Below are 20,570 nucleotides of genomic sequence, written 5' to 3' on the forward strand. Positions count from 1 at the left end.
AGTTGGTAGAGCAGTGGACTTTTAATCCATTGGTCGATGGTTCAAGTCCATCATGACCCACCATTCTTTATTAAGGTAAAGATTGGTTCAATCGGCGGATTTACGCAGCTCACTTAAATAGTAAGCACACAGAGCGGGTCATTAGCTCAGTTGGTAGAGCAGTGGACTTTTAATCCATTGGTCGATGGTTCAAGTCCATCATGACCCACCATTCTTTATTAAGGTAAAGATTGGTTTAATCGGCGGATTTACGCAGCTCACTTAAATAGTAAGCACACAGAGCGGGTCATTAGCTCAGTTGGTAGAGCAGTGGACTTTTAATCCATTGGTCGATGGTTCAAGTCCATCATGACCCACCATTCTTTATTAAGGTAAAGTTTGGTTTAATCGGCGGATTTACGCAGCTCACTTAAATAGTAAGCACACAGAGCGGGTCATTAGCTCAGTTGGTAGAGCAGTGGACTTTTAATCCATTGGTCGATGGTTCAAGTCCATCATGACCCACCATTCTTTACTTAGGTAAAGATTGGTTCAATCGGCGGATTTACGCAGCGTGTTAATTCTACACAGAATTTAGAGCGGGTCATTAGCTCAGTTGGTAGAGCAGTGGACTTTTAATCCATTGGTCGATGGTTCAAGTCCATCATGACCCACCATTCTTTATTTAAGTAAAGATTGGTTTAATCGGCGGATTTACGCAGCATGTTAATTCTACACGGAATTTAGAGCGGGTCATTAGCTCAGTTGGTAGAGCAGTGGACTTTTAATCCATTGGTCGATGGTTCAAGTCCATCATGACCCACCACTTCTAAAAAATCTCAACTCTTCTCTTATTTTATTTAAATCAGTTTCTTACTTTTATTTATAAACAGCATGTCCAGATAGCTGTTATTTGCCCGTGTATTCTCGTATAATTTGCCGTAATTAATGCACTGTAGATGAAGTGGTCGAGAACATGAGTCTAGCTCAAACTATTATGCCTGAAGGTTATATCTTTCCTCCTAAGCCAGCGCCGTTGACTAAAGACGAGCAAGGCGAATATAAAGCACGTATTAAACAACTACTGCAAGATAAAAATGCAGTGCTGGTAGCCCATTACTACACAGATCCTGAAATTCAGGCACTTGCCGAAGAAACAGGGGGCTGTGTTGCCGACTCATTAGAAATGGCACGTTTTGGTGCTCGCCACGATGCAGACATGATCATCGTTGCAGGCGTACGTTTTATGGGTGAAACCGCTAAAATTTTAACGCCAAACAAAACAGTTGTTATGCCAACGCTAGAAGCAACGTGTTCGTTGGATATTGGTTGCCCTATTGATGAGTTTTCAGCGTTTTGCGATCAGCACCCTGATCGTAAAGTTGTAGTGTATGCAAACACCTCTACAGCGGTTAAAGCCCGTGCAGATTGGATTGTAACCTCATCGTGCGCGCTTGAAATTGTAGAGCACCTAGATGAGCAAGGTGAAAAAATTATTTGGGGCCCAGATAAACACCTTGGTAGCTACATCCAAAAAAATACTGGCGCCGATATGATCATGTGGAACGGCGCATGTATCGTACACGATGAATTTAAAACAAAAGCGCTTAAAGATATGAAAGCCCTGCACCCAGACGCGGGTGTATTGGTGCACCCAGAGTCACCTGCAGAAATAGTGACACTGGCAGATGCGGTTGGCTCAACCAGTCAACTAATAAAAGCTGCGCAAACAATGGATAACGATAAGTTTATTGTAGCGACAGACCGCGGTATTTTTTACAAAATGCAGCAGCTATGCCCTGAAAAAGAGTTTTTTGCAGCCCCAACAGCGGGTGAAGGTGCGTCATGTAAAAGTTGTGCACATTGCCCGTGGATGGCAATGAACGGCTTAAAAGCGATTGAAGAAGCTCTGATAGACCCTCGCGGTAAAGAAGTGTTTGTAGATATGGACTTACGCGAAGGCGCGCTCAAGTCACTTAATCGCATGTTAGACTTTACAGCTAGCATGGCGAAGTAATTAGCCTAATGCATAAAAACGGTTAAACCCTGAGGTTTAACCGTTTTTTTATGCCTAAAGTAAATTGCTGATTGATTATTAGACACTTAACAGCACAAATTTAAAAAGACCTTGCACCTGTGTAACCTATTTCATACTATAACGCGCTGTTGCTAAGCAACACCGTGGAGGAATGGCTGAGTGGCTGAAGGCGCACGCCTGGAAAGTGTGTTTAGGTTAATCCCTAACGAGGGTTCGAATCCCTCTTCCTCCACCATCATTCAATATTAGGACGTCTCAGGACGTCCTTTTTTGTGTCTGTAATTAATCAAAATCAATGACTTAGAGTGTTACCCTGTCCCAGGCTGTTTCATCCAAGCTCAAAGCTTTAGTATCTAAAATGGTATTCCTTGAATAAGCTGCCATAATAAAAGAATACTAAATTTGAGTGGGATTCATTTTCTATGGCAAGATCAGCCAAGCAGCTTACCGATACAGCGTTAAAAAAAGTAAAAGCAGAGGATAAAGATATAATTTTATCCGATGGTAACGGCTTACAAGTAAAAGTTAGAAAGAGTGGTTCTAAGCTCTGGAACTTTAATTACTACCATCCAATCACAAAAAAGCGTGTCAACATGGGATTAGGCAAGTACCCCGATGTATCTATTGTAAATGCCAGAAAGTTAGCGCAACAAGCCAGAGAACTAGTTGCTTTAGGGACTGATCCAAAAGAGCATAGAGATGAAACCTTAGCTTTTAAACGGGCTCAAGAAGAGTTAACACTAAATAAAGTAGCTTTAGAGTGGTTTGAGGTTAAAAAGCCTGATTTTACGCAAGCTCATGGCGAAGATATTTGGCGATCATTAAATAACCATATACTGCCGGTTATTGGTAAATATCCTATTGGCAAAATTAACGCACCACAAGTAATAAAAATATTAAGGCCTATAGAGGCTAAAGGTACTCTAGAAACAGTTAAGCGTTTAAGCCAACGATTAAACCAAGTTATGACCTACGCAGTTAATAGTGGTTATATTCAAGCTAATCCGCTTGCTGGAATAAAAGAAACATTTAAAAAGCCGCAAAAACAAAATATGCCTTCGTTAAAACCAGAAGAGCTGCCTGAATTGATGCAAACGCTTGCAACGGCGTCAATTAAACGAGTAACCCGCTTTTTGATTGAATGGCAGTTACATACTCTTACCCGCCCAGGTGAAGCGGCCGGTACCCGTTGGGATGAAATTGATTTTGAGAATAAACTATGGATTATCCCAGCTGAACGAATGAAAAAGCGCAGAGAGCATGCCATTCCTCTATCAAATCAAGCTATAGAGTTATTAGAATCAATAAAACCAATTTCAGGGCATAGAGACTTTGTTTTTCCGTCAGACAGAAACCCGAGAACCCATATCAACAATGAGACAGCTAATATGGCTCTAAAACGCATGGGGTTTGAGGGCCGTTTAGTAAGCCATGGCTTACGTTCGCTTGGAAGTACAACATTAAATGAGCATGAGTTTAATCCAGATATAATAGAAGCCGCACTGGCACATGTAGATAAAAACCAGGTTCGTTCTGCTTATAATAGAGCTGAATATATAGAAAAACGTAGAGAGTTGATGAACTGGTGGAGTGAGCATATAGCAAAGGCATCTCAAGGTTCATTGTCGGTATCAGGACATAAGCACCTTTTAAAAGTTGGTTAGAAGATAAAATAAGGATATAAAATGGCTTTAACACAAATGCAAATCATTCAGTCGCTGGGTGAGGCAATGAGCTGGTTAGAAAGGGAGTTAAGTTGGGATGTACCTGCAACAGAGCTTAGACACTTAACAGGTAGAATTGGCGAGCTTTACGCCGCACTTATAACAAATGGACGCATGGCAACAGAGGTTAACCAGGCGGGGTACGATGTTGTATCAAGTAGTGGCGAGCGTATATCAGTCAAAACAACAGGTAGAATGCATACAGGTGGCCATATAAGCTTTAATACTAATACGCTAAACTTGGTTGATCGTATAATTATTTTAAGAATCAATACAGATGAGATGCAAGTTGAAACTTTATTAGATGCGCCCGCTGAAGAAGCTAAAAAACTAATGAGTGATGCAGTAACGGGAAAAAGCTGTATTACAATGAGTAAGTTAATAAACGCACCAGTTAAGCCACGTATATTATTAAATGTAAAAGAAGTTATATGGAATAACTACAAATTGGTGGAGCTTGAAAACGGCACTATTGAAGTGTTTTTAAATGACGAGCTTGTAACACCCAGTAAGCCTTACTTGCGTGATATTGCTAAAGAGTTAGGGATTTCAATTTTAAATGGCAACGGGAATCCGTTTAATACACGCCAGCTGGGTTCTGTGTTGATTAAAGAGTTATTAAATTAAAGCTACTGTTGTTTATACACCGTAGCTTAAAGGCAAGAAATAAGGCCTCTAATCCACTGAGCTCAAACAAGTTTCATTAACTATGTAATTTATGTATTATGCAGATTCCTCATACAAAAGGATCGTTGATGAAGAATGTACTACTAATAGTTACCGGTGCAAGCCCGCAGGTATTAACCGAAACTCTTTTTGCGCTTTATCAGCAGGGTAAGCCTATGCCTGAAGAGATTTTTGTTATTACAACAAAAAGCACCAAGGCTATGCTCACCGATGGATTATTTAAGCAAGGTAATTTAGCTAAATTAATAGCAGATTATAAACTTCCTGATATTAAACTCCCCGATGAAAATATTTGGCTAATAGAAGATGACAAAGGCCAACCTATTAATGATGCTAAATCTGAAATAGAACAAACCTACATGGCCGACTTTATTACACGTAAAGTGTTTGAACTCACCAATAAAAATGATAATAGCATTCATGCCTCTATTGCAGGTGGCCGTAAAACAATGGCATTCTATTTAGGCTATGCCATGTCATTATTAGGCCGTGAGCAAGATTCGCTCAGTCATGTATTTGTGAATAACGAATTTGAATTTGTTAGAGACTTTTACTACCCAACACCTTACGACCACATTATTGATGGTAAAAATGGCACGCAAGTAAACTGTATTAATGCAAATGTAACCCTTGCCGAAATACCCTTTGTACGAATGCGCCAATCTATCGACGAAACCCTCATTGCAAATATGCAAAGTGCATCGTTTAGCCAAACAGTAGCAAGCTTAAACTCAGCGCATAAAAAAGATTTAACCCTTGAAGTAAACGCAAAAGCAAAAACGCTCACCTTTGCAGGTATCGAAATTAAACTTACCGCAAAAGAAACTGCCTTCTATTTATGGTTAAACCAATACAGCCAAAGTGAACATAAAAAGCTAGTGGTGGGTCGTGATTTTGAAGAGTCTTTGCGATACAGCAAAGAGTACCTCATACATTTACAGCAAAATAGCAGTGATTTACGTATATTTCGTGATACGTTTGGCATAGAGCCCGAAGATTTTAGAGACGGTTTACACAGTAATTTAAAAGTAATGGAAAAAACCTTTGTGCAACAAACGCGTAGCCGCATAAATAGTAAAATAAATAAGGTGTTACCAAACGAGCTTGCTAAAAAAATAGCGATTGATTCTAATAACCAAAGCTTTGAAACAAGCTACTGGTTAAGCGCAGTAACACACAATATAAAAATAAATATAACGGCTTAATATTCGCAAGCTTGCAAACGCATAAAAATAATAACGCATGGTAAATTAGTTGATAAGGAAGTAATCAGGAATGAAGCAATCAATGAACTTTGAACATATTCAATCTAAGTGGCCAGAGCTACACCAGTTAGCCGCTTTTGCAGAAGACTATGCGATTACCGATCCACAAAGCTCACTGGTTAAGCTGCGTTGCTTTGCCGAAAAAGTAGTAGGCTACTTATATAAAGAACTTAGTTTACCTGTTTTACCCACTTCTAACATTTTTGATAAACTTACCGCCGACGACTTTACCAGCGCGGTTCCGCGTTTAATTACCGATAAACTTCACGCCATTCGTAAAAGTGGTAATCAAGCAGCCCACGAAGGCAAAGTTGATCAACAACAAGCTATTTGGATATTAAAAGAAAGCTACTTTGTAGCCTCGTACTTATTTATGGCGTATGCCAATGGCACGCAACAAGAGTGCCCAGAGTTTAAAGCGCCTGAGCAAACACAGCCGACTAACCAAAGTGATGCCGAGTTTGCAAAAAAGAACAAGCAACTCACCAAGCAGCTAGCCGAAAATCAGGCCCGTTTAAAACGCGCACTTGACGAACTAGAAGCCGCAGAGCTTGCACAAAAACAAGCACAGCAGCAAGCAGCAAAACTAAAACAAACTATTGATGCTGAAAAGCTGGCTCAGGTTAAAACCCGCAATGAGCAAATTGTTAACTCAAGTTTTAACTTTAACGAAGGCGAAACCCGTAAACGCATTATCGATTTAGACTTACGCAATGCAGGTTGGAATGTAGCACTTGATGATGAGTCAACAGAAGATGTAGGCAAAGAAGTAAAAGTAACAGATCAACCTACAACAACAGGCGTAGGTTATGTTGATTACGTATTATGGGATGACGACGGTAAACCACTTGCGGTAATAGAGGCAAAACGCACTCGCGAAAATATCGAAAAAGGCCGCCAGCAAGCAACACTTTATGCCAACGCGCTCGAAAAGCAATATGGCCAACGCCCTATTATTTTTTATTCAAACGGCTGGGATATAAAAATTCTCGACGACACGCAAGGCTATAATAGCCGTGGTTTATACGGTTACTACTCAAAAGATTCCCTACAGTACTTAATAAAGCAGCGCACACTTAAAAAAGACTTAAATAAAACGCCGATAGATACTGCTGTGGCAGGGCGTTTGTATCAAATGGAAACCATAACTCGTGTGTGTGAGCGTTTTAGTGATAAACACCGCAAAGCGCTTATTGTGCAAGCAACCGGCACAGGTAAAACACGCGTATCTATTGCCCTTGCAAAACGGCTGCTCGATGCAGGTTGGGCTAAGCGCGTACTATTTTTATGTGACCGAAAAGAACTACGTAAACAAGCGGGTAACGCCTTTACCGAATTCACCAAAGAGCCAGTACATATTGTTGGTAAAAGCGCTAAAAACACAGCAGCCAGCGCGCGGGTGTTTATAGCAACGTACCCAGGTATGCTACGCATAATGAACAAGTACGATGTAGGCTATTTTGACCTAATAGTAGCTGATGAATCCCACCGTTCAATTTACAATATATATGGTGATATTTTTAAGTACTTTGATGCACTCGAGGTAGGCTTAACCGCCACTCCGGTAGAAATGGTATCGCGCTCAACGTGTGATTTGTTTGGTTGCGATTACAAACTACCCACAGCCAACTACCCACTTGAAGACGCCATAGAGCAAGGTAACTTAGTCCCTTACAAAATAGTAAGTTACACCACACAGTTTTTGCGCGAAGGCATTAAAAAAGACAACCTAACCGATGAGCAAATAGCCCAATTAGAAGAGCAAGGCATTGACCCTAACGAGCTCGACTTTGACGCAAAACAAATAGACGAAGCCATTAAAAATAAAGACACCAACAGGCTAATCCTGCGTAACTTAATGGAGAAAGGTCTGCGCGATAAAGACGGCCAACTGCCCGGTAAAACAATTATATTCGCCCGTAACATAGCCCACGCCGAATTAATGGCCCAGTTATTTAGTGAGCTTTACCCACAGCATGGTGCTAATTTTTGCCGCGTTATTCACTCAAAGTACGAACGGGCCGAAGAGCTAATAGACGACTTTAAATCAAGCGACGAAAACAGTATGCGTATAGCTGTATCGGTCGATATGCTCGACACCGGCATAGACGTGCCTGAATGCGTAAACCTTGTATTTGCCAAACCCATAAAATCAAAAGTAAAATTTTGGCAAATGATTGGCCGTGGCACACGCTTATGCGAAAACCTATACGGCCCAGGGCAGCACAAAACACACTTTTTAATATTCGATCACTGGGCAAACTTTGAATACTTTGACGAAAACCCAGAAGAAGACGACGTAAAACAAGCAAAATCGTTACTGCAAAAACTATTTGAGGCGCGTGTAACTCTTGCACAAACGGCCCTCAAAAAAGCAAATTTGGATGTGTTTGATCAAACCATTAAATTAATTCACGACGATATTTGCCTACTGCCAATGGAATCAATATCGGTGCGCGATAACTGGTTAGTGGTCGAAACCTATAAGGATTTTAAACGTCTTAATCAATTTTCACCGCAAACAGTAAGCGATCTGCTCGAAAAAGTAGCACCGCTTATGCAATGGCGTAACATAATGGGGCAAAGTGAAGCGTATAAGTTTGATTTAGAGCTAACCACTATCCAAACACTAATATTTACCGATGCAAACCAAATTGATTTAGCTAAACAAAGTATAATGAACAAGGTTGAATCGCTTCAAATGCACCTAAACGAAGTGCGTAGCAAAGCACCTGCAATAGAAGAAATACAAACACAGCAATATTGGCAGTATTTAACCCATGCAGCGCTTGAGCAAAGCCGCATTAATTTACGTAGTATTATACACCTGCGTAATAAAGACATAACACCGCCAAAAAGTGACTTTGTGCTTGATATAAAAGAAGACGCAAACCAAATACACGAAGCTGATAGGCTTACAAAAATAGTCTCTATTGATTATCAAATATACCGCCAAGAGGTAGAAAAAACACTCACCCCGTTATTTGAAACCGACAGCGTACTTAAAAAAATTCGCAACGGCGAACAAGTAACCGAGGCCGATTTAGCGCAATTAAGCTCGTTAGTGCATACGCAAAACCCAAGTGTTGATTTAAATACATTAAAAGAGTTTTTTCCCGAATCAACCGCGACGCTCGACAAAATATTGCGTACCATAGTCGGTATGGATAAAAACGCCATAGAGCAGAGCTTTACTACCTTTGTGCAGCAAATACACACCCATGTAAATGCCAAGCAACAACGCTTTATTGGTATGTTAAAAAACCACCTGATTCGCCACGGCGCTATTGAAATAGCCCAGCTTTACGATGCACCTTTTACACAAATACACGACATGGGGCTCGATGGCGTATTTAGTCAGCAACAAGCCGACGTGATAGAGCAATTTATTAAGCAGTTTGACGTAAAACTAGGCAACAAAGCCCAAAGCGTCGAAAAGCAAATACACCTTTAATTTTATAAGCGCGTAATTAGTACGCGTTTAAACAGCACTAACTAGGATACACATTAATGATAACCGGACCTTTAAAAAGTAAAATAGACAAACTATGGGAAGAATTTTGGACAGGCGGCATCACCAACCCGCTGACCGTAGTAGAGCAAATTACTTTTTTAATGTACGCCCGTATGCTCGACATGAACGAGCAAGCCGACGAAAAACGAAGCGCACGTACTAAGCAGCCGTTTAACCGCCGCTTTAGTGATGCCGAACAACATATTCGTTGGCAAAACCTACGCCATTTAGGGGCAGAAGAGTTATACAAACTGGTTAAAGATGAGCTGTTTCCGTATTTTTCAAAAACCTCAGGCGATGTTTCGCCAGAAGGCGCGATATTTAACGAGTTTATGAAAGACGCACAATTAATGATTCAAAAGCAAAGCCTATTGGTAAAAGCCGTTGAAATGGTAAACGACCTCCCGCTTGAAAACTCAGACACCAAAGGCGATTTATACGAATACCTATTGAGTAAACTCACCACAGCAGGCATTAACGGCCAATTTAGAACACCGCGCCATATTATACGCGCCATGGTTGAAATGATGGACCCAGATGTAACCAGCCAAATATGTGACCCATCAACCGGCACCGGTGGCTTTTTATCAGTAAGTTACGAATACCTCTTACAAAAATACACATCAGCCGAGGGCATAGACCGCGAGCCCGTGCTTGATGTAGATGGCAACGTGCAATGTGATGATAGCGGTAAACCGCTCGAAAATCTGCTTTACTCAGGTGATTTAATTACCCCAGAGCAGCGCAGCCACATAGATGCTCACATGTTCAACGGCTTTGACTTTGACGCCACTATGCTGCGCGTAGCCGCTATGAACCTAGTAATGCACGGCATTAAACAGCCAGGCATTCATTATCAAGATACCCTAAGCCAAAACTTTAAAGAGCACTACCCGCAAAAGGCCAAAGAAGGGTACGACATCATTCTCGCCAATCCGCCATTTAAAGGCAGCCTAGACGAAGAAGACGTATGCCCTGAGTTATTACGCAAAGTAAAAACCAAAAAAACCGAGCTGCTGTTTGTAGCCCTTATTGAGCGCATGTTAAAAATAGGCGGGCAGTCGGCTACTATCGTACCCGATGGCGTACTCTTTGGCTCATCAAAAGCGCACGTACAACTGCGCCAAATGCTGGTGGATAACAACCAGCTAGAAGCCGTAATCTCACTGCCCAGTGGCGTGTTTAAACCCTACGCTGGTGTTTCAACTGCCATACTTATATTCACCAAAGGTGGCAGCACCGATCATGTATGGTTTTACGACGTACAAGCCGATGGTTTTAGCTTGGATGACAAGCGCACACCAATAAAAGCTAACGATTTACCAAACTTAATCAGTGAATTTAAAATTCGTGATAAAGCAGCCGCGACAAACGATAGCAATGATAAAACCCAGAAGGCGTTTTGGGTCAGTAAAGATGACATAGCCAGCAACAAATACGACCTTTCAATCAACCGCTATAAAGAAGTGGTGTATGAAGAAGAAAGCTACGATCCGCCAAAAGAAATATTAGGTAAATTAGTGAGTTTAGAGAACGAAATACTGGCTGACTTGAAAGAGTTGGAGGGTATGCTGTGAGTTGGCCGTTAGTTAAGTTAAGTGAAGTAGCTGAGATTAACCCCAGGTTACCTAAAAATATTGATGAGGCTCAAGAAGTCACATTTTTACCAATGGCATCTATTTCAGAGCAAGGTCAAGTTTTAGAGCAGGAAAAACGAATTTTGGGTGAAACTCGAAAAGGTTTTACCTATTTTGAAAAGAATGATGTTGTAGTAGCTAAAATCACACCTTGCTTTGAAAATGGTAAAGCAGCGTACTTAGACTGCTTAGAGACTCAAATAGGCTTTGGGACAACAGAGTTTCATGTAATTAGAGCTGATATTGAAAAGCTAGATGGTAAGTATTTATTTTACCTAGTTTGGAATAAATGGTTTCGTCATTTAGGTGAGCGAAATATGTCAGGTAGTGCTGGTCAAAAAAGGGTTCCTTCAGATTTTTTAAAGGATTTAAAAATCCCATTACCACCACTGGACGAGCAGAAACGCATAGCCGCGATTTTAGATAAAGCCGACGCCATCCGCCGCAAACGCAAACAAGCCATTCAACTCGCCGACGACTTCCTACGTAGCGTATTTTTGGATATGTTTGGTGATCCGGTTAGTAATCCGAAGGGGTGGAAAAAGAAACTTTTAAAAGAGCTAACGCTTAAACTAGGTAGTGGTTCAACACCTAGAGGTGGTAAAGAGGCCTATCTGGAGGAAGGAATATCGTTAATCCGCAGTCTTAATGTACATGACAATAAATTTGTGCATAAAGACCTAGCGTTTATTTCAGATACTCAAGCTGACAAGTTAAAAAATGTAGTAATAGAGAAAGATGATCTTTTATTAAATATAACAGGAGCATCTGTTTGTAGAGCAACATTAGTTGATAACGATATATTGCCGGCGCGAGTTAATCAGCACGTTTGTATCATCAGAGCAAAAAAAGAGAAAGTATTACCAACGTTCTTAGCGAGATTGATAACTTCAAGTAGTTATAAGCAAAAGTTAATGCAGATTGCTACTGCAGGGGGAGCAACACGAGAAGCGCTAACAAAACAACAGGTTGAATCTTTAGACATCATTGTTCCACCTCTAGATATTCAAGAGAAGTTTATGTCAATCGTTGGTAAAGTTGAGAAATTGTTGAAAATTTCGGAGCTTCAATCGCAAAAACCTCTATTTAACTCTCTCAGCCAAAAAGCATTTGCAGGCGAACTATAACGCTATTTATAAAATAACAACAAGGATGTTAAATGGCCCAACGTCAATTAAATAAAAACATAACTGAAACCAAGCTTTCAAAACAAGCCGTTTATTTCACGCGTAAGGATAAATAATAAATGCAGGGACAAATAAAACGCATGAACGAAGTGGGCTATACAGTATTTTTAACACCCACGCCATTACTTAGCTACGAGGAGTTGGTATTAAAAAGCTTAGGCTCAAACACCTATCGCGGCTTTCATCGTAAAAATAATAATTGTTTAGGCGCATCACATACCTTTAGAGATGTATTAACTAAAAAGAAAGACTATTTAATTCACACATTAAATAATCTCACCTCTGAAATAGAGTTAAACAAGCTTGCAAACGAGTTATGTAGCGAGCTTAAAATTGAACTGAGTAAAAACATTAAACCTTCGCAATTGCAGTCGTTTAATAAAGTACGAAAGCCCATTGATATTGTATTTGAGCACTTTGTAGCAATGGGGGAAGATTTTGCACCAGCAAGAAAAACCGCCACACCATGGCTATTTTTACCCCTTGATAGCCAGATTTTTCAGTCAGAATTTATATTTACCACTGAAGAAGCGAAGGCTTTAGGCATCAAACGCCGCTTTACCTATAAAGACATACAAACAGCGCAGCACTACGCAGATATACAAAACTTTTTAAAAGATAAAGCGGCAAATATAGGTTTAAATCACCGTATTTATTTTGATTTGGTTTGGAATAAGCGCTTTGAAAGCAACGGCACTAATTTATTTTTAACCAACCCAAGCAGAAATAGGTAAACCTTTAGTTACTTAAAGATAGTGACTAAAAATATTAAAATTTTAATTATAAAGTAAAAAATACCCGCATTCTAAGGGATTAGGAGAAAGTAATGTTTGAAGATTTACTATTAAATGCTGATTTATTATGGCCAGATGCATTATTAGGGCGTTGGTTTATTATTGCCATGCTATTACTTTTTGGGTTTGCGATTATTTGCGTTTTCAAATTAAGTAGTAATAGTAAAAAAACAATAAAAGGCGTTGAGGAAATTGTAGCAGGCCAAACTACAAGTTCGCTTTACGGTAATATTGCTACTATCAAGGATAAAGCAAAGGCCTCAAACAACGAGGTAGTTAAAAACCTTTGGCGTGAGTTTGATGAAAGCTTAGTGCTCGACCATCGAGAAAAAGGGGTTTATAACACCTTAGATGCTGAGCACTTTTTTAACCCAAGAACACTGGCCTCTGGCATCACTTCAAATAGATTGCTCGCCGCAGCTCCCTCTTTTTTAACCGCTATTGGTGTATTAGGTACTTTTTTAGGCTTAACAATGGGCTTAAAAGGGTTGCACATGGAGACGAAGGAAATAGAAGCATTAAAAGATGGTATTACGAGCATGATTAATGGCTCGGCAATGGCATTTGTGACCTCTGTTTGGGGTGTAGGGCTTAGTTTATTGCTTAATGTGTTTGAGAAAAACACAGAGCGAAGAATAGTTAAAAAAGTAGTAAAAGTTCAGCAAACTATCGATTTTTTATTTCCTCGTTTGCCTGCTGAAAAGTCACTTGTTGATATTTCTAAAAACACCAGTGATAGCAGTGAAGCATTGCAAGAATTGCATGAGCGAATTGGTGTTAAATTACAGGAGACTATTTCGGGTGTGAGTGACAGCATGCAAGATGCTTTTACTAATGCACTTAACAATGTAATGGCACCTGCTATGCAGTCGTTAGTCAGTAATGCCAGCCAACAAACCAGCGGCGTGTTGGAGCATTTAATCAGTAACTTTACCGAAAGCATGCAAGCGGCAGGCAGAGGTCAAGGCGAGCTTATACAAAAGTCGACAGAGCAAATGCATGAGGCAGTAAGTAGCCTGAGCGCGCAAATGAGTGCAGTACTTGAACAAAGCAGTAATCAAGCTGAGCTAATGGCCCAGCAACAAGCGGGGGCATCATCGCAATTTAACCTGCAACTCGAAGCGATGCTTAGCAAAAGCGAAGAACGCCAACAGCTTATGGAGCAAAAGTTATTTACGGCTATTGAATCGCAACAGGAATCGCAAGCCACACGTGAAGCAAACCATGTAGATAATTTACAGTCGGTATTAGGTGGTTGGTTAACTGAGCAATCGCAAACGCTTAATAAGCTTTCTGACTCTATGGCTGAAGTACAAAGCGCTATGGGCGAATCGAACCGTGGATTTGTTAATGAGCTTTCGAGTCAAAACGAAAAAACAACGGCGCAGCAACAGGCGTTCACCAGTGGCCTTGAAACCAGCTTACAAAGCTTTATGCAAAGCACTGAACAGCGGCAAAAGGCACTTGAAGAAACGTTTGCCTCATTAATTAACAGCCAACAGCTTGAAGCCTCCAAGCGTGACTCAGAATATCGTGAGCAATTACAAACGCAGTTAGGTAAGTGGCTAGCACAACAAGACCAAATGCTTACCTCGATGACTGATGCAGTAAAACGTACGCAAACGCATATGGATTCGGTTATTGCACAACATAAAGACGTTATTGGAGAGCTTAAAACGGTTGCGGAGTCATCTGCTACAAGTAGCCAAAACCTGAGCAATAGCGCCAACCAAATTGGGGTGTTATCAGGTAATCTATTAAAGGCAACAGAGCTGTTTGATACGCGCTTAGCTGATATGACCGACACTATTAAAGGTATTTCTGCGCAAAATGATGGATTAGCAAATCACGTAATTGAACAAGCTAAAGTGCTAAGAGGGCTCGAAACCTCGCTTGTTGCTACAACAGAGCAATTTGGTAATACAGCTAAATTAGCTCAAAGTGGCTTTAGCGAAATGAAAACACACCAGAGTGACTTTATACGTGGTGTTGAGGCGTCGTTTGAGGGGTTGAGTAATACCTTAGCTAAGCAAGTAGCTGATATTGAAAAGCAGACTAATGAGTGGCTACGTAGCTATTCATCAGAAGTAAATACCCAAGTAAAAGAGCGTATGGAAACCTGGAATACCACAACCCTTGAGTTTGGTGACCAAATGCGCCGAACTGTCAGCTCTATTTCTGACTTAGTGGATGAATTGGAGCGTAGCTAATGCGGGTATTTAGAAGCAACCAAGTAAGTGTTGATGAAGAAAACCCTTATTGGATGTCGTTTTCGGATATTTTGTCGGGCTTGCTTATTTTATTTGTTTTAGCGTCTGTGGTGTTAATGGTTGAGCTTATGGAAGCCAAACAAGAGCTTGAAAATAAGCAACAAGCATTTACTCAAGAGCTTGAAATGTTGCACATGGCTGAGGGTGTACGTAAAACTATATTACACGAAGCCGCTGATTTACTGCGTAAGCGAGGTATACAAGTCACGGTTAGCGAAAATGAAACGGTATTAAGTATACCTAACGATATTTTAGGGTTTGATAGCGCTGCATTTAATATAAGTGCGCAGTTCGAAGGCACTGCGCTTGAAATTGGTGAGGTGTTAGCTGAGGTTATAAATAAAGATAACCGCGAGCAATTTCTCGACACTATTTTTATTGAAGGGCACACCGACAGTAAAAACTTTAACGGCATGCTGGGTAAAGGTAATTGGGGTTTATCGACCTTTAGGGCTATTTCGTTATGGGAGCTTTGGGTTAAATTACTGCCAAGCCAACATGATTTAGCAAGTATTACTAACAAAGAAGGCAACCCGCTTTTTTCGGTGAGTGGTTATGCAGCAACAAGGCGCATGGTTGTTGAAGAGTTAACAGAGAGTGATTTTAGGTCAAACAGACGCATTGATATACGCTTTACAATTCGTAGACCCACCAGCGCTGAATACGAAACAGTAAGAAGCCGTTTGGAGATGCCTTAATTATGTTGCATTTACCTCCTATTCCAGAGCTTGCTCAGTTTAACTGGGAGAGTATTTCACAGCAGTGGAGTAGCTTAACAGTTCAAACAAAAAAAATTGCCGACGGTGCAGGGCAAGGTGAAGAGTTTAAAGCCCTTGAGCAACAGGTTAATCGCTACGTTATGTACGATCAAAAAGAAAAGCTTAAACAAATTTTAATTAAGCAAAAAGGCGTGCGTGTTTTAACTCAGTTATGGATAGATAAAGAAGACGTAAGAAAAGCCTCATTAAACGAAGAAACAATAGATTACATACAAGCTAAACATCCCAAACTGGGTATGTCGTCGTTAATGAATTTAATTTCACTGGTTTATCGATATTTTGATGCACTGGTTGATGGCAATATTTTTAACCTATTAACACAGTGGCTTAACCAGCAAATAGAGCAACGTTTAAAAGATCGCAAAAATACAAGCGACACAATTTTGTCTGTGCTTAACCAAGCTAAATGGCTGCTAGATTTAACCGCTCCTAAGGCTTTGGTTAACCTTGCCAAACAAAATCATTTAGACTTAAACGAACAATTAAAAAAACTACGCTTAAACGAGCTGCCGCAAGGGCGATTTTTAGATATTTGCCACGCGCAATACTACTTAGATACGCTAAGAGAAATCCCCGTTGGTGAGCAACATGATGTACTGCATGAGCTATTAAAGCATGACGTTGCCACTATGCCTTTTGAAGAAGGTAAACGAATAGGGCACATAGCGCTTGAAATTATTATTGATCGCTCTGCTGGCGCGCCCAGTGAAATATGGCAAAACTTTGTACTGAACTTAGCGGGCGACCCGCGTATTGCTAATACTGCTACAAATTACCGCCAGTGGTGGAAGCCCATTGGTGAGAATAGAGTGAAAGCAGTAACAAGTTGGCTTGCCAAAGAAGACTTACGGTTATTTTTAGGCGCTATTGAAGAGTACGCAAATTACACCGGCGATGAAGCGTTAAATAGAATGTTCCCTGCTCGTAAGCGCTTTTTAGAAGGGCTTTATGAACATGGGTTTGTGCGAAATGCACGGCTAATGCTTGGAAACCAAGCGGAGCATACAGTTAAGCGAGTACTAGGTAAGAGTTTAACAACCAGTTATATAAAACTTAGAGGAATGGCTCAAACGTCTATTATTTATTTAGATTGTGGTGATTTTCATATCATTGAAGGATCGCATAACTTTAAGCTATGGATTTATATGGGTTTACCTAGTGAGAAGCTTAACGATTACTCTTTGAGTGAGTTAAACCATTCTTCTTTAACACACAGCTTTCCACAGGAATTTAAAAAGAACTATCCAAAAGGCGAGTTAATGCCTATTCAACACTCGCCGACTTCTTGGCAAAAAAATGCGATTGATTTTTTAACTCAAAATGGCATTGAACTCGATTTAGAAAAACTATTTTATAAAGACGAATACAGAAGATATGTTAATCGTTATGGATTACCTGTGGTAAGAAAAATAGTAGAAGAAAAGAATCTTTTGGAAATCAATTTATTAAACGCTCTAGAAGTGTACCAACCAATTACCGCCAAAGAGCTCGTTAAGGTTTTAAACAGTGAGTTTAATATGAAGGCTGACCGCTCGACTGTGAATTCTAAACTTTATTCAATGTTATCTGAAAATAGAGTAACTAGAGACGACAGACTCTGTTGGGAACTTGCTTAATAAGTAAATTGCGTACTAGGAATATTTAAAAGGGATCAAATAAAAATATGTCACTTGTTAGTTTGATAAAAGGGCTTTTGCCTAAGAATAAAAATAGTCATTTAGCAGATGAACGATACTCTTTAGTGTATGACTCGTATGGCGTTAATTTTGCCACTGATGAAGCCTCATTCCATTGCTTAAATAATGGTGAGGGTGGGGGCCACCAGCTTATTCAGCATGTTGTACTTAAAATGCTACAAGAGCGAGATATTGCACAGCCTATACCCAATGGCTTTAGACTAGACAGCGAACAAGCATGTTTATTAGACCCCGAAGATGCAGAAGTTTTAGGCCTACCGCCTTTTTTTAATAACGACTTTGATGTTGATATTCAAGGTAGAACCACTAAAAGTAGCTTTACGCTGCAATTATTTGCAAAATTTGAGCAGCAAAAATACCCAGTAAAAAGAAAAGGGCCAATACTCGCTTTTAGCGAGCAATCTCAGTTTTTAATGAAGCCTGAGCAGCTTAATGCTGTTTTGGCCGTAGAGGAGCACTCTTCACTTAAACCTGATGAACGAAATGAACTGAACAATGTATTGGCTGTGGCTAAGTTACAGCAAGCCGTTAAAGATGGATTAAAGCTAGATTTAAAACATTTTGATAAGTTTGATTTGGTACAACCAGAACATATTACAGTAACTGCAAATCAAAACGGTGATGGTAGCTTAGAGCTTAGCCCAAGCTTTGGTGATGGCTCTTCATCTGAAGACTTACAAAATCGCTTAGCTCAGTTACAGGGCGACGGGCAAGTAATGCGAATAAAAGATCGCATTGTTTTACTGACTGACGATAAAAAACAAGCTGTTAAAGAAGTACTGCAAAATAGAACCATTCCTGCACACAAAGTGGCAGAATTTATTAAAACCCCTTCAGCTTTTTTAGATGCATCTATTTTAAACCTCGATCTTGGATTTTCTCTCAGAGTTGCTGGTATTGGCAAAATGGTACACATTCCTTTTGGTCAAGATAGTGACGGAAGTAATGGCTGGTTTTCGACTAACACAGACAGTGAACCACCAGAGCGATTGGTAAAGTTGCTTGAATGCGAGGAAGACGTTGTATCGTTTGAGCAAAGCTACCAGCAAGCTAAAGGGCAAAATGCTGATAGTGTCTTTGTTGATGATGAGTCAATTGATATACGCGATGAGCAGCGCGTAACTGAAACACTCGCAGAGGTAAGGGAAAATTTGGCAAATCCATCCAATGAAACGGATATATCTGATACTGATGATTTGCCGGTTAAAAAAGAACAAGTTTCTTTATTGCTTAAAGACGCCGAAGAACATAATAAAGATATTGTTGATAAGGTATCTCAGCTTGATAAAGGTATGAGTTTTGACAGGAGTAATTTGGCGCGAACACCTTTTCCTCACCAAGAGTCTGGCATTAGTTGGATGCTGTCGTTACTCAAATCAGCGCAGCTAGATAACTATGATGATATGTATCGAGTGCAGGGGGCTTTGTTAGCGGATGATATGGGGCTAGGTAAAACTTATATGACGCTGGTAATGATGGCTGAGTACTTGGCAATGCAAAGGCAAAATAATAAATCAGAAAAGCCTATATTAATAGTTGCCCCGCTTAGCTTATTAGAAAACTGGGAACAAGAGGTTGATGCTACTTTTAATGAGTCGCCATTTAGGGATATTAAGGTATTACAGTCAGCAAGAGATTTAAAAGAGTTTAGAGTTAAAGGTGCTGAAAGAGAATCTATGCAGCTGGCCACAGTTATCGATGACTCTCATGCAGATCACGAATCTATTCGTTACGCTTTACATGTTGGGGCTGATGCAGCTACAAAGCGCTTGGACATGAATAGACGTGTTGTTATTACCACCTATCAAACACTTCGAGACTATCAGTTTTCACTATGCGTAATTGATTGGGGGGTTGTGGTATTTGATGAAGCTCAGAATATTAAAAACCCGAATACACAAGCTACCCGTGCAGCTAAAGGTTTAAAAGCCGATTTTAAGTTATTGGCAACAGGCACCCCAGTTGAAAATAGTTTAAGTGAGTTTTGGTGTTTAATGGATACAGCACAACCTGGGCTATTAGGCGATTGGGGCTATTTTAGAGAGCGGTGGATTAAGCCAATAAGCAGTGCTAATGAAGAAGAAAAAGCAGAGGTACGTTTAGACGTTGGCAACGACTTACGTAATACTGCAGGCCAGTTTATGTTACGTCGAACCAAGGAAGACGAACTAACCGGAATGCCGACTAAAACAATAAAAACAGGCATTCATAAAGATTTAGCCGACAATATGGCATTTGCACCTGAACTCGCTCGTAATATGACCGGCGGACAATTACTTGGCTACAACCAAATTGTTGAAGATTATAGAGCTGAAAAAGCGAAAGAGCAGGGCGGCGGCCATGCTTTAACTGTGTTACAGCAATTAAGGGCTGTTAGCTTACATCCAAGGCTTGATGAGGTTTTTAAACAGCCACCGAGTAATGCAAAAGATGCTCAGCGTAATTTACAAGAGTCTGAAAAGTTGCGCATGTTGTTAGATATATTGTCAGATATAAAAAACAAAAAAGAGAAGGTAATAATTTTTGCAACAACCAAAAAACTTCAAGCTGTTCTTAAAATATGCCTAGATAAAATTTATGAGCTAAACATCCATGTTATTAATGGTGATAGTAAAGCGATGGCAACTAAGAAAGATCAGCTCTCTCGTAAAGGGATGATCAGCGACTTTGAAGCAAAAGAAGGCTTTAATATTATCATTATGTCGCCTGTAGCGGCAGGTGTTGGCTTAACAGTTATTGGTGCGAATCACGTAGTCCATTTAGAGCGCCATTGGAATCCAGCAAAAGAGGCACAAGCTACAGACCGAGTTTATCGCATAGGTCAAAAAAAGCCTGTGTTTATTCACTTACCCTGCCTTTTACATCCAGAATATGATTCGTTTGATGTGAACCTAGACAAGCTACTTGCAAAGAAAACAATGCTAAGAGATGCAGTAGTAACCCCTGAAGTGGTGAGTGAGCATGATCTAATGTCGTCAATGGGGTTATGAGGTTAAATC

12 protein-coding genes and 6 tRNA genes are annotated in these 20,570 nt (G+C 40.2%); all 18 read left to right on the forward strand.

Annotated features, from left to right (window positions below; translation table 11 throughout):
• The first annotated feature begins 135 nt into the window (after positions 1 to 135).
• The 18 genes from PSH48_RS19595 to PSH48_RS19680 all read left to right on the forward strand — a co-directional run bounded on the left by PSH48_RS19595 (position 136) and on the right by PSH48_RS19680 (position 20,561).
• Positions 136 to 211, forward strand: a tRNA-Lys gene (locus tag PSH48_RS19595).
• Between the two features lie 72 nt (positions 212 to 283).
• A tRNA-Lys gene (locus tag PSH48_RS19600) sits at positions 284 to 359 on the forward strand.
• Between the two features lie 72 nt (positions 360 to 431).
• Positions 432 to 507: transfer RNA gene (locus PSH48_RS19605), tRNA-Lys, on the forward strand.
• Positions 508 to 580: 73 nt separating this feature from the next.
• A tRNA-Lys gene (locus PSH48_RS19610) sits at positions 581 to 656 on the forward strand.
• Between the two features lie 73 nt (positions 657 to 729).
• Positions 730 to 805, forward strand: a tRNA-Lys gene (locus PSH48_RS19615).
• A 150-nt stretch (positions 806 to 955) separates the two neighbouring features.
• A complete protein-coding gene (gene nadA / locus PSH48_RS19620; RefSeq protein ID WP_273612183.1) occupies positions 956 to 1,996 on the forward strand; it encodes a quinolinate synthase NadA in 1,041 nt (346 codons plus the stop codon).
• A gap of 166 nt (positions 1,997 to 2,162) precedes the next feature.
• Positions 2,163 to 2,252 (forward strand) — tRNA-Ser (locus tag PSH48_RS19625).
• 187 nt (positions 2,253 to 2,439) lie between these two features.
• Positions 2,440 to 3,681, forward strand: coding sequence for an integrase domain-containing protein (locus PSH48_RS19630; RefSeq protein ID WP_273612184.1), 1,242 nt, complete (start codon positions 2,440 to 2,442; stop codon positions 3,679 to 3,681).
• 21 nt (positions 3,682 to 3,702) lie between these two features.
• The gene (locus PSH48_RS19635) at positions 3,703 to 4,368 is read left to right on the forward strand and encodes a DUF6998 domain-containing protein (protein ID WP_273612185.1); all 666 of its coding nucleotides are present in this window, start codon (positions 3,703 to 3,705) and stop codon (positions 4,366 to 4,368) included.
• A gap of 128 nt (positions 4,369 to 4,496) precedes the next feature.
• Positions 4,497 to 5,633, forward strand: a complete 1,137-nt coding sequence (gene csm6 / locus PSH48_RS19640) for a CRISPR-associated ring nuclease Csm6 (RefSeq protein ID WP_273612186.1) — start codon at positions 4,497 to 4,499, stop codon at positions 5,631 to 5,633.
• A 70-nt stretch (positions 5,634 to 5,703) separates the two neighbouring features.
• On the forward strand, positions 5,704 to 9,147 hold the full coding sequence (locus PSH48_RS19645) for a type I restriction endonuclease subunit R (protein ID WP_273612187.1): 3,444 nt from the start codon (positions 5,704 to 5,706) through the stop codon (positions 9,145 to 9,147).
• A gap of 56 nt (positions 9,148 to 9,203) precedes the next feature.
• Positions 9,204 to 10,784: a type I restriction-modification system subunit M gene (locus PSH48_RS19650; protein WP_273612188.1), complete on the forward strand. Its 1,581-nt coding sequence runs from the start codon at positions 9,204 to 9,206 to the stop codon at positions 10,782 to 10,784.
• A complete protein-coding gene (locus PSH48_RS19655) occupies positions 10,781 to 11,971 on the forward strand; it encodes a restriction endonuclease subunit S (RefSeq protein WP_273612189.1) in 1,191 nt (396 codons plus the stop codon). The genes PSH48_RS19650 and PSH48_RS19655 overlap by 4 nt, the downstream gene beginning before the upstream one ends.
• Positions 11,972 to 12,090: 119 nt before the next feature.
• Positions 12,091 to 12,765, forward strand: coding sequence for a hypothetical protein (locus tag PSH48_RS19660; RefSeq protein ID WP_273612190.1), 675 nt, complete (start codon positions 12,091 to 12,093; stop codon positions 12,763 to 12,765).
• A gap of 92 nt (positions 12,766 to 12,857) precedes the next feature.
• Positions 12,858 to 15,035, forward strand: a complete 2,178-nt coding sequence (gene zorA, locus PSH48_RS19665; RefSeq protein WP_273612191.1) for an anti-phage ZorAB system protein ZorA — start codon at positions 12,858 to 12,860, stop codon at positions 15,033 to 15,035.
• On the forward strand, positions 15,035 to 15,793 hold the full coding sequence (locus PSH48_RS19670) for an OmpA/MotB family protein (RefSeq protein WP_273612192.1): 759 nt from the start codon (positions 15,035 to 15,037) through the stop codon (positions 15,791 to 15,793). Before zorA ends, PSH48_RS19670 begins: the two co-directional genes overlap by 1 nt.
• A gap of 2 nt (positions 15,794 to 15,795) precedes the next feature.
• Positions 15,796 to 17,490 (forward strand): EH signature domain-containing protein, encoded by a 1,695-nt coding sequence (locus PSH48_RS19675; RefSeq protein ID WP_273612193.1) that lies wholly within the window; start codon positions 15,796 to 15,798, stop codon positions 17,488 to 17,490.
• Between the two features lie 47 nt (positions 17,491 to 17,537).
• Positions 17,538 to 20,561, forward strand: a complete 3,024-nt coding sequence (locus PSH48_RS19680) for a DEAD/DEAH box helicase (protein ID WP_273612194.1) — start codon at positions 17,538 to 17,540, stop codon at positions 20,559 to 20,561.
• Positions 20,562 to 20,570 lie beyond the last annotated feature (9 nt).

The organism is Pseudoalteromonas sp. Angola-4, from assembly GCF_028599265.1.
GTDB lineage: Bacteria > Pseudomonadota > Gammaproteobacteria > Enterobacterales > Alteromonadaceae > Pseudoalteromonas > Pseudoalteromonas atlantica.